The sequence below is a fragment of the Psychromonas sp. B3M02 genome, assembly GCF_003318165.1.
In the GTDB taxonomy this organism is placed as follows: Bacteria; Pseudomonadota; Gammaproteobacteria; order Enterobacterales; family Psychromonadaceae; genus Psychromonas.
Genome location: NZ_QOCB01000020.1, coordinates 38,742 through 48,975, shown reverse-complemented (window position 1 = coordinate 48,975; position 10,234 = coordinate 38,742). Strand labels below are relative to the sequence as shown.

General features: G+C 37.3%; 8 protein-coding genes. 4 read left to right on the top strand and 4 right to left on the bottom strand.

What is annotated here, in order from left to right:
• Window positions 1–147 precede the first annotated feature (147 nt).
• Entirely contained in the window at window positions 148–1,797 is a 1,650-nt protein-coding gene (locus tag DS885_RS02785) for an FMN-binding glutamate synthase family protein (RefSeq protein WP_113817883.1), read from the bottom strand.
• A gap of 18 nt (window positions 1,798–1,815) precedes the next feature.
• Complete coding sequence (locus DS885_RS02780; protein ID WP_113817882.1) at window positions 1,816–2,436, bottom strand: LysE family translocator; 621 nt, start codon at window positions 2,434–2,436, stop codon at window positions 1,816–1,818.
• Window positions 2,437–2,681: 245 nt separating this feature from the next.
• Between DS885_RS02780 and DS885_RS02775 the strand changes: the two genes are divergently transcribed.
• Window positions 2,682–3,371, top strand: coding sequence for a YgjV family protein (locus tag DS885_RS02775; RefSeq protein WP_258546828.1), 690 nt, complete (start codon window positions 2,682–2,684; stop codon window positions 3,369–3,371).
• Between the two features lie 87 nt (window positions 3,372–3,458).
• Here DS885_RS02775 and DS885_RS02770 read toward each other — a convergent pair whose 3' ends face one another.
• A complete protein-coding gene (locus tag DS885_RS02770) occupies window positions 3,459–4,904 on the bottom strand; it encodes a M48 family metalloprotease (protein ID WP_113817881.1) in 1,446 nt (481 codons plus the stop codon).
• 443 nt (window positions 4,905–5,347) lie between these two features.
• Between DS885_RS02770 and DS885_RS02765 the strand changes: the two genes are divergently transcribed.
• The 3 genes from DS885_RS02765 (at window position 5,348) to DS885_RS02755 (ending at window position 9,094) form a co-directional block, all read left to right on the top strand.
• Window positions 5,348–6,427, top strand: coding sequence for an AI-2E family transporter (locus tag DS885_RS02765; RefSeq protein WP_113817880.1), 1,080 nt, complete (start codon window positions 5,348–5,350; stop codon window positions 6,425–6,427).
• 137 nt (window positions 6,428–6,564) lie between these two features.
• Window positions 6,565–7,029 carry a thioredoxin-dependent thiol peroxidase gene (gene bcp, locus DS885_RS02760; RefSeq protein WP_113817879.1) on the top strand — a complete coding sequence of 155 codons (465 nt, stop codon included), beginning with the start codon at window positions 6,565–6,567 and terminating at the stop codon, window positions 7,027–7,029.
• Window positions 7,030–7,207: 178 nt separating this feature from the next.
• Window positions 7,208–9,094, top strand: a complete 1,887-nt coding sequence (locus DS885_RS02755; RefSeq protein ID WP_113817878.1) for a methyl-accepting chemotaxis protein — start codon at window positions 7,208–7,210, stop codon at window positions 9,092–9,094.
• A gap of 91 nt (window positions 9,095–9,185) precedes the next feature.
• On the opposite strand, the gene uspE is transcribed toward DS885_RS02755, so the two are convergent.
• A complete protein-coding gene (uspE, locus tag DS885_RS02750; protein WP_113817877.1) occupies window positions 9,186–10,127 on the bottom strand; it encodes a universal stress protein UspE in 942 nt (313 codons plus the stop codon).
• Window positions 10,128–10,234 lie beyond the last annotated feature (107 nt).

Below are 10,234 nucleotides of genomic sequence, written 5' to 3'. Positions count from 1 at the left end.
TAATAATACCAATCATAGTAAGTAACTGATCTATTTTACTTGTTAAAACAACTTATTTTTTCGTTGTAAGTTTCGTATAGGGAACAACCATTTACATCAACTTACGCCTCAAACTAAGCCATTTTTCCGGCGCAAAATTTAGATCAGTTATTTAATACAATTGGTATAAGGTGTTGGCAATTTTAATATAAATAGATCATTGACAAAAAACTGCTCAGCGCTGCTCGCTTCCCACCATCCTTGCCATGGCTCCCCTAGGTCCTTTTTATCAATCAGATCATTAGTATTTAATGGATCAGAAAAACTAGCCATAGACACTTGGTTACCACAAATAGTCCGCTTTTTGATCATCTGTGTGGTGAGTTTAGCGGGGGAGTCTAAACCCATTGCACCAACTAATTCAAAGAAGCTAGTGAGTGTATTATTATGAAAGTGTTTAACACGTTCACTTTTTATTTGTACATCTAGTGCTTTAGAGCGTGCTGGATCCTGTGTTGCAATGCCCGTTGGGCATAGGTTGGTATTGCAACTCCTGGACTGAACACATCCGATTGCCATCATCATGGTTCTTGCTGCATTGACTAAGTCTGCACCTGCTGCGATTTTAGCAAGCAGATCAAAGCTAGAAGCTGTTTTACCAGAAGCAATTATTTTAACTTTATGGCGTAGCCCAACGCCGTTTAAGGCATTATTAACGATGCTTATACCCTCCATGCACATAAGCCCTAGCCGATTCGAGAATTCAACGGGTGCTGCTCCCGTTCCTCCTTCAGCGCCATCTACTGTAATAAAGTCAGGTGTGATACCAGTTGCCAGCATGGCTTTACAAATACTTAAAAACTCAGCTGGGTTACCTACACATAACTTGAAACCGACAGGTTTTCCACCACTTAATGTTCTTAATCGTTCAATAAAATAGAGTAATTTTTTGGGAGTAGTACATTCAGAGTTCACCGCTGGAGAAATACAATCTTCACCTTGTTCTATTTGTCTAATGTTAGCAATTTCATCGGTGATCTTTTCCTTAGGCAATACGCCGCCATGACTTGGTTTCGCACCTTGAGATAATTTCACTTCAATCATTTTTACATTTGGTAAACTGGCTGTTTTTTGAAAGCTATTGGCATCAAAATTTCCTTGCTGGTCGCGACAACCAAATAGCCCTGTTCCAATTTGCCATACGAGGTCACCACCATGCTTAAAGTGGTAGGGGCTTGCACCACCTTCACCCGTATTATGGTAGCAGTTAGCTTTTTTGGCCCCTAAATTGAGCGCTTCAATGGCATTGCCACTTAAAGCGCCAAAACTCATTGCTGAAATATTTAAATATGATGCCGTATAAGGTTGTGCACAGTTATGTTGGCCAATTAACACACCTTGCGTTTCTTGTGTAAGGTGCACCGGGGCTAAAGAATGCCATAAACTTAAATAGTTATTTTCGAGTAGTTCTCGTTGTGTACCAAAAGGCATGGTGTCACGTTGGTTTTTTGAACGTTGATAAACAAGCGAACGCTGCTCGCGGTTAAAGGGGGTTTCTTCGGTATTGTTAGCAATGAAGTATTGTTGTATTTCAACGCGGTAAGACTCAAGGAAATAACGCAAATAAGCAACAACAGGATAAAGTCGGTTTAAAGTATGTGGGCTATAAAAATAATCATATAAACCAACAAAAGTGTAAGTCAGTGAGAAGAATAGCAGTATAAAGGTGATGATATGGGGAGAGTAAATAGATAAACTCAGTAGGAAAAGATTTCCAGCTGTTGCAATAAACCAAAGTGTTTTTTGCATTATTGTCATAGAAACCCCTGTAATGAATTAACTGATCACTAACCATACCGCCACTAACATCATCATCGACCCAGCAATACGATTAAGTAGTTTAACACTGCTCTGTTGCTGTAATAGGTGACGTAAGGTCTTGCCGCCTGTTGCATATAACAACATACAGATTAACTCAAAGCATAAGATAACTGCAATTAACTGAGTGGCTTGAGGTAACAAATTAATATCTGGGTTAATAAAAGGGGGCAATAATGAAATCATAAATGCCCAGCCTTTGGGGTTAGCGATAGCAGTAATAAACCCTTGTGTAATTAAAGCTGAACGTTTGACTGAGGCATTATCAACTGGAGTAGAAGGGATTGCCATTTTCCCTCTTGAACGCCACATTTGAATACCAAGGTAGAGTAAGTAAGCGCCGCCTGCGTATTTAAGTAATAAGAAAAGTTGTGGGCGAGCAAGTAATAAGGTTGCGACACCTATTAATGCAGATAATGCGACTAATCCAACGCCGACCAATTCTCCTAACATCATCCATAAGCTGCGGCGAATACCAATAGTCATACCTAAGGTCATTGCTAATGTCATGCACATACCTGGAGTAATCGAAACAGCAAAAAAAGTGGGAATAAATAACAGTAGGAGATTGTGATCCATAGAAGTTCTCGTGTCGTTTAGTGAGGAGTAATGAAGTTTCATTATAGTGACAAAATGATGATTAAATATAGTATTTATTTAGTTTTATCATTCATTTATATGTAGTGCAGTGAAGTAGGTAAAAGGAGTAGCTTTAAATTTTTAGCAAAGTAGAGAGGCGCATCATAAGTTATGTTTATTTATATATTAAAAATACTTAACTTATTTAAACTACTTTTGATTTTAGTCTTAATTGAATTTGGGATTTGTATTTACACTGCCGAATACGAGCAGTGTTGTTAGTTTTTATTGGAGTAAGTTTTATGTATGAGTTAATTTCAACAAATTGGGTTGAATGGTTTGGGTATGCAGCATCATTAGTGGTATTGATTTCGTTAACCATGAGTTCGATTATTAAGTTACGTCTGATTAACTTTATAGGTTGTTTATTATTTGCGGCCTTTGCCTATTTTATTAATTCATGGCCGACAGTGGCAATGAACTTAGGTATCGCTGTTATTAATATCTATTTTTTATACAAGATTTACTCGACCAAAGAAGAGTTCAAGATAGTTGCCACATCTATAGATTCTGAGTACCTGCGTCATTTCTTAACTAATAATCAAGAGGAGATAACAAAGCAGGCAAGCTTTGCGGAGTTGTATCGAGCTAACCGTGTTTTTTACATGCTGCGTGATGATAATATCGCTGGATTATTAATTGGTTACTTAGATGAAGCGGGACACTTTGAAATCTATCTAGATTATGTGGTTCCCAAATACCGTGACTATAAATTAGGGACTTATTACTTTAAAACACATAAAGAGTTCTTAAAAAATAGAGGAATACAGGTCTTAAAAGCAGCGGCAAGTCATTATATGCACCGTGATTATTTAATTAAGATGGGCTTTGTTGCTAAAGCAAACGATCAGTTACATTTTGAAAAACAAATCTAAGCGAGTACATCTAAGCAAATAAGCATTTACCGCTAAGTTAGTATCACCTGTTTCATTTCTTTAATAACAGGTGATACAGCAAACTCATTATTCCTGTAGTTCCTTCAATCGTAAGTCATCCTGTTTATACTCTTCTATTTTGGCGCTATAGCGTGCTTGGTCTAATTTTTTATCAGTATAGGCGAGCGCAGAGCCCATCTGTTCAGAGGCTTCTTTAAAGCGCCCTAATAGAGCAAGGTATTCTGCTTTGGTGGCAAATTCCTTGGCTTTTTGTTTTGTTTCTTTATAAAGATCAATGGCAATAAGATGTGCTAAAATATGTTCAGGGTTGTTGCGGATAAAGTAAGAAAGCTTTTTATCAGCAAGCTCATATTGCTTATCTTCCTGTAATGCAATAACCAGGTTTAACGTGCTAACGGCATTGCTAGTAAACTTATTTTCGTAATTAGTAAGGCGCTTAATTGCTTGCTGATCTTGATTAGTGGACAGTGAAATATCAGTTGCTAAATCAAGATAGAAAAGATTATCTGGATCGTCGCTTAACAATTGGTTATTTAATTTTTCGGCTAGGTCCATCTGTTTATTCTTAAAATAAGCTAAGGCTAAGCCATATTGCGCCGCAGCTTTAAGTTGATAACTTTGATTAGTAAGTTGACTGCGGTAACGACTGATTAGCGCCGCTGTATTATCTTGATCAAATCGCACGATAATACGTGCTTTACTCAATTGATAGTCGAGGCTTTTCTTCATGTGTTTATTGATAAACTGACTGGCTCTTAACCTTGCCTCTGCCAATCTAGTTTCAGGGAGCGGGTGGGTTAATAACATTTGTGGCTGTGAAGAAGCATATTTATATTTTTCTGCTAGCTTTCCAAAAAAGTCAGCCATGCCATAGGGATTATAACCAGCCTTAGCTAAGGTTTGTATACCGATTCGGTCAGCCTCATATTCATTGGCTCGGGTATAGTTGATTTGATTTTGAATATTGATGGCAAAGGTTGATGTTAACGCAGCAAACCCCGCCGCTGGTGCGATAATAGCCAATAAAACCGAACCTGCTAATGCAGCCATGGAAGCAGGGTTACTCAGTGCTTGCTTTTCTAACATACGTGCAAGGTGGCGCTGGGTAATATGCGCGACTTCGTGAGCAATAACACTGGCTAACTCACTCTCGGTTTCAGCGTAAAGAAATAAACCGGTATTGATTTTTATATTACCGCCTAAAAATGCCGCAGCATTGATTTCGCTGTCCTCTACTAAAAAGAATTCAAAGGGTAATTTTACTGAATCAGCATGGCTAACAATGTTTTCTCCGAGGCTAGTAATGTAATGATTTAATACTGGATCGCGTACAATAGGTAACGACTGTTGGGCCATCATTTTAAATGCCCAGCCATATTGTTTCTCTTTTTGAATGGTTAATACACCCGCACCTACGGTACCAATTTCAGGCAAATCATTATTAGCAAAGCTGGTACTGGTTAAGGTTGATAACAGTAAATAAACTGTTAATTTTTTTAATCTGTAAAGCATATGCGCTCCGGTTTAATTAAGTCACGGCTGAGTACTGATCGGCTTGGAAAAGGTTGCTTATTTACTTGCTTCAAATGCTACCATTAAACTTTGTTAATAAAACAGTCATTTACATTAACTCGCCTTTTAGTTTGTATAGTTAACTATCGCTGACTAACCGTTCATAATAGAAACAATGGTTGCTATCATGATCAGCAAAAGAGATGATTAAATGAAATTAATCAGTTATCTATTGGTCTTTTAAGGTATCTATTTTAAGTAGATACGCTGAGCAAATTAAGTACATTACATTCACATTAAAAATAATGTGTTAGTGTTTGTGTATTACCAATAATATTTAATATGTGTGATTGGTATTAAACAAGGATAATAGCGTTTGTTATCTCATTATTTAGGTCAGTGATAAAATAACATATTCGCCATCATATAAGGATAAATCTCCAATGTTTATGCAACTAATTCAATGGTATAAGACACGTTTTTCAGACCCTAATTTAAGTGTTTTGTTCCTGCTTTTATTGTTTTCTTTTTTTGTAATCTATCTTTTTGGTAATATTTTAACGCCTTTATTTGTTGCGATTGTTTTGGCTTATTTGCTGGATTGGCCTGTGACCTACTTGATGCGCTTCAAAATGAACAGGACAGTGGCAACGCTGATTGTAATGGCATTGTTTGTATCTATTTCTATTTTTGCTTTTTTAGGTGTTTTACCAACACTATTCAAACAGGCTGCTTCTTTTGTACAAGATTTACCTACTATGCTAAATCAGGGACAAACTTATATGTTAACCCTACCGGCACATTACCCAGAAGCGGTTGATCCTGAAACCATTACACACTTGATAGGCACTATAAAAAGTTATTTAGTGGATAGTGGCGGCTTCCTATTATCCCAATCTTTTGCATCTTTATTGAATATTGCTGCATTACTCGTGTACGCAATATTGGTGCCTCTGATGATGGTATTTATGCTTAAAGATAAAAATGAGTTGATAGCGAGCATGGTTAAGTTTTTGCCTAATAACAGAAAACTAGCTGCGCAAGTATGGTCAGAAATGAATGGCCAAATCATGAACTATATTCGCGGTAAAATTACTGAAATATTAATTGTTAGCGTAGCGACATACTTTACCTTCTTCTTTATGGGCTTACGTTATTCAGCCTTATTAGCTGTATTGGTCGGTTTATCTGTTTTGATCCCCTATATCGGTGCAGCCGTAGTGACAGTACCTGTGGCTGTTGTGGCGTTATTTCAATGGGGAATATCGCCAGAGTTTGCTTATTTGATGATTGCTTACGGCATTATTCAAGCATTAGATGGTAATTTGATTGTACCTATCTTATTTTCTGAAGCGGTAAACTTACACCCAGTTGTTATTATTATTTCAGTATTAATTTTTGGCGGTTTATGGGGTTTCTGGGGAGTCTTTTTCGCGATACCTTTAGCGACCTTAGTCAAAGCTGTGCTTAATGCGTGGCCAGCAGTACAAATGGAGAACAATGTAATAGAGTCTATTGATTAATAAGGTTGTTTTTATAGGATATTTTTTCAATTTTATTAAAAAAGTAGGTAAAGAAGTCGGTTCTTTTGCCGATAACATCAAAAGAACAGACAAACACTAATAATGTGTCTAATTTTTAACTAGTGGGAATAAAATTTATGTTAGAAGTCGGTAGCTTAGCGCCAAATTTCACCTTACCAGATCAAGATAATAACCAGGTTACTTTAAGTGATTACTTGGGTAAAAAAGTATTGGTCTATTTTTACCCAAGAGCCTCTACCCCTGGTTGTACAACACAAGCCTGTGCTTTGCGCGATAGTAAAGATGATTTAGCAGACTTGAATGTAGTGGTATTAGGTATTAGCCCTGATACACCAAAGAAGTTAACTAACTTCATCAACAAACAATCCTTGAACTTTACTTTATTAGGTGATGAGGACCATAGCGTTTGTGAAAGCTTTGGTGTTTGGCAACTAAAAAAATTCATGGGCAGAGAAAATATGGGCGTAGTAAGAACCTCATTTTTAATCGATGAAGAGGGCAAGTTACAACATATCTTTAATAAGTTTAAAACTAAAGATCACCACGAAGTGGTGTTGAATTACTTAAACGAGCAAGCTTAACCTTAGAACACTCCTTTTTTATTGTAAATATCTCAGTAAAAAAGGAGTCAATTTGATCGAATATACCCACATTATTTACCTATTTCTGTTGCTATAACGGTTATCAAAAGCCAACAGAACATTGTATTACTTTTCTTCATTACTGAAATGAAAGTAGTTTACCAAGGAAGCATAAACTATGACCGCAAAAACAAAAATATTATTACTGATAGGCTTGTTACTAACGCTGGCTATATCAGCTATCTCGGGTGTTGGTTATTTTAACTTTAGAGCTGAATCTATTGAAAATAACAATACTAGAATGGATGTTCAAACCGCTTTGATTTCTAAATCAATTGAACAGAAAATGGAACGCTATTTTGATGCGTTAAGCATTTTGGCTGATAGTGTTGAGATTAACTCAACGGGATTATTAAATGAACGTGAAACGGTTAATGCCCTACATGCCATGGCTAATAATTTGGATATCCTCGACGCTTATATTACCACTAAGGATGCTAAAACCTATGCGCATGCCAGCGATGGCTTAGAAGTGGGCTTTAATGCCAAACAATTACAACGTGAGTGGTATGTCAGAATATTTAATGGCGAAGACCGTATCATTACTAAGCCTTATAAAAGTTCATTAGGCAGTAACGTCATGGCATTAGCATTACCCGTGAAACGGAATGGTTCGATTGTTGGTGTTGTTTGCTTGAATATTAGTGTTAAACAAATGAGCGAGTTTGTACATATATTGGACCCTGATAATCATGTCTTCGTAAGTCGTGAAGATGGTTATCTATTAGCAGCTAAAGATAATACCTTAGTGGGTAAAAACCTATATCAGGAAAGACCTTCATATAAAGCGTTCCAAACCGCAGAAATGAGTCACCATAATTACTTTTTAGAGGGTGAAGAATACACAGTGTCAGGTATTCGTATTGATGGCTTAAATTGGAATGTATGGACCTGGACGGAATGGGATGAAATAACAAAAGCTTCCAGTGAAGATTTGCAATCAACCTTATTGATTGCTTTTGTCTTTATTGTTGTTTCTTTATACTTGATCTATTTGATTATTATCAAGGTTATGTATCGTCCTGTGGGTGGCGAGCCTGCTGATATAGAGAAAATTGTAGAGAATATTGCACAGGGTAAGTTGAGTTCAGTCGCGCCGGCTACCGGGCAAGAGACGGGAATTTATAGTGCAATTTTAACTATGGTTGATAGCTTAAAAGATATTATTGAGCATATTAATGTATCAAGCAGTCAATTAAACAGTGCCTCTACACAGATGTCAGAGTCTGCTTCAAATGTTAACCGCAGTTCAGAAACTCAAATGATGGAGTTAGAGCAAACTTCTACGGCGATGAATGAGATGGCGGTGACCGTTGATGAAGTCGCGCGTAATGCGCTAAGTGCCTCTACAGCTGCTGATGAAGCAAATAATCAGTCCAATAAAGGGATTGAAGTGGTTAATGGCATGAACGCTGATATCTCAACCTTGGTTGAAGGGGTGACGGGCGTGCAGCAAGTGATGAATAAGCTAGAAGGTGAAATTGATAATATCGGTAGTATTATCGAAGTTATCCGTGCTATCTCTGAGCAAACTAACTTATTAGCATTGAACGCCGCGATTGAAGCCGCAAGGGCTGGTGAGCAAGGCCGAGGTTTTGCTGTAGTTGCAGATGAAGTGCGTAGTTTAGCAAATAGAACACAAGAGAGTACCACTGAAATCCAAACCATGATCAACAGCCTGCAAACGGAATCTAAAAACTCAGTGGAGCTGATGCAAGTGAATGTAAATAATGCACAGTCAACGGCAGTTAAATCTCAAGAGGCAAATCAGGCCTTAGAAGAGATCCGTCATTCTGTTTCTATCATTCAAGATATGAATAATCAGATTGCAACGTCAGCGGAAGAGCAAACCTTAGTTGCGGGTGAGATTAATCAAAGTATTGTAGGTATTAACGACATGGCGAAAGTAACCTCAGAAAGCTCTGCAAATAATGCAAAACGTGCTGATGAATTATTAGATATCGCCAATGCATTAAGTAAGTCAGTGGAAGTCTTTAAGCTTTAGAATATTTCCATTAAAAAGGCCCAATAACCGAGTATTTGGTTATTGGGCCTTTTAGTTTTGCACAATACTTTTATGTATCTAATTTATATTATTATTCATCTATCTTAATTGGGCTAACAAAGCCTTGTGGTTTTAACGCCAGTAAATCACTGTCTAATTTATCAATTACTTGCTCTGCAGTATGTCCAAGTAGCGTTGAGCCTAAGCCAGAGCGTCCCACTGTGCCTAAGATAACTAATTCAGCATTAATCTGTTGCGCCACCTCGCTGATCACATCTTCTGGTAAACCTTGCTCCAGGTGAATGTTTTCAGGCATAAGTTGATACTTACTAGCATAATCATTCAAGGTTTTTTGATGGAATTTCTTTAATCCATCTTCATAATGAATTGGATCAAATTCAGGTAATTCCATCATGATATTCATTGGCGGGCTTGGATACGCATTAACCGCATGAATATTAGATTTTATCATCTGAGCAATATCATTAGCCTCAGTCAGAATCGCTTCATTTAAGCTATGGTGTGCTTCATCCTCAACGCTTTTACAATCAATAGCACACAGTATATTGCCATTTTCAGGCCATGATTTCGCTTTCACTAATAACAGTGGGATAGGGCATTTACGCAATAAGTTCCAGTCAGTTGGTGTGAATAAAATGGCGCTAAGACGAGAGTGTGGATGAGTAGATTTAATTAACAGGTCGTAGCCTTCTCTTAGGATAAGTTGAATGGCTGCTTGGAAAGGGCGGTTATGCCAGTGGACTTGGCAAGCAATGGCGTAACCTTCTGCTCGGTGAGGATCTGCGAGGGTATCTAACCATTCTTGGTTTTCTTTGATAACCAAAGATTGCATCACCTGGCGCTCTTCAGCAGAGCTTAACGAGGTCATTTCATAGGTTAAGTCATAACAAGATAGGAATAGCGTTATTTTGGTGTTTTTATCATTTTGCGCTATTTCAATCGCTCTTTGTAATGCGGGTTGTTGTTCTTGTGTTGGATCGATATAAACTAAAATATTATTATATTTAAGCATGTTAGCCTCCAATTTTTAGAAATCACTACCTTTAATTTAGAGCAATTACAGCTAATTAGGTAGTGATACCAATCACACTAACTACAGTGGTTAATGATACTCCTTAA

What these genes read in the sequence shown, in the direction of transcription:
- uspE (WP_113817877.1), bottom strand. Translation starts at nt 10,127, where the DNA reads ATGCTTAAATATAATAATATTTTAGTTTATATCGATCCAACACAAGAA.
- DS885_RS02765 (WP_113817880.1), top strand. Translation starts at nt 5,348, where the DNA reads ATGTTTATGCAACTAATTCAATGGTATAAGACACGTTTTTCAGACCCT.
- bcp (WP_113817879.1), top strand. Translation starts at nt 6,565, where the DNA reads ATGTTAGAAGTCGGTAGCTTAGCGCCAAATTTCACCTTACCAGATCAA.
- DS885_RS02785 (WP_113817883.1), bottom strand. Translation starts at nt 1,797, where the DNA reads ATGACAATAATGCAAAAAACACTTTGGTTTATTGCAACAGCTGGAAAT.
- DS885_RS02755 (WP_113817878.1), top strand. Translation starts at nt 7,208, where the DNA reads ATGACCGCAAAAACAAAAATATTATTACTGATAGGCTTGTTACTAACG.
- DS885_RS02780 (WP_113817882.1), bottom strand. Translation starts at nt 2,436, where the DNA reads ATGGATCACAATCTCCTACTGTTATTTATTCCCACTTTTTTTGCTGTT.
- DS885_RS02770 (WP_113817881.1), bottom strand. Translation starts at nt 4,904, where the DNA reads ATGCTTTACAGATTAAAAAAATTAACAGTTTATTTACTGTTATCAACC.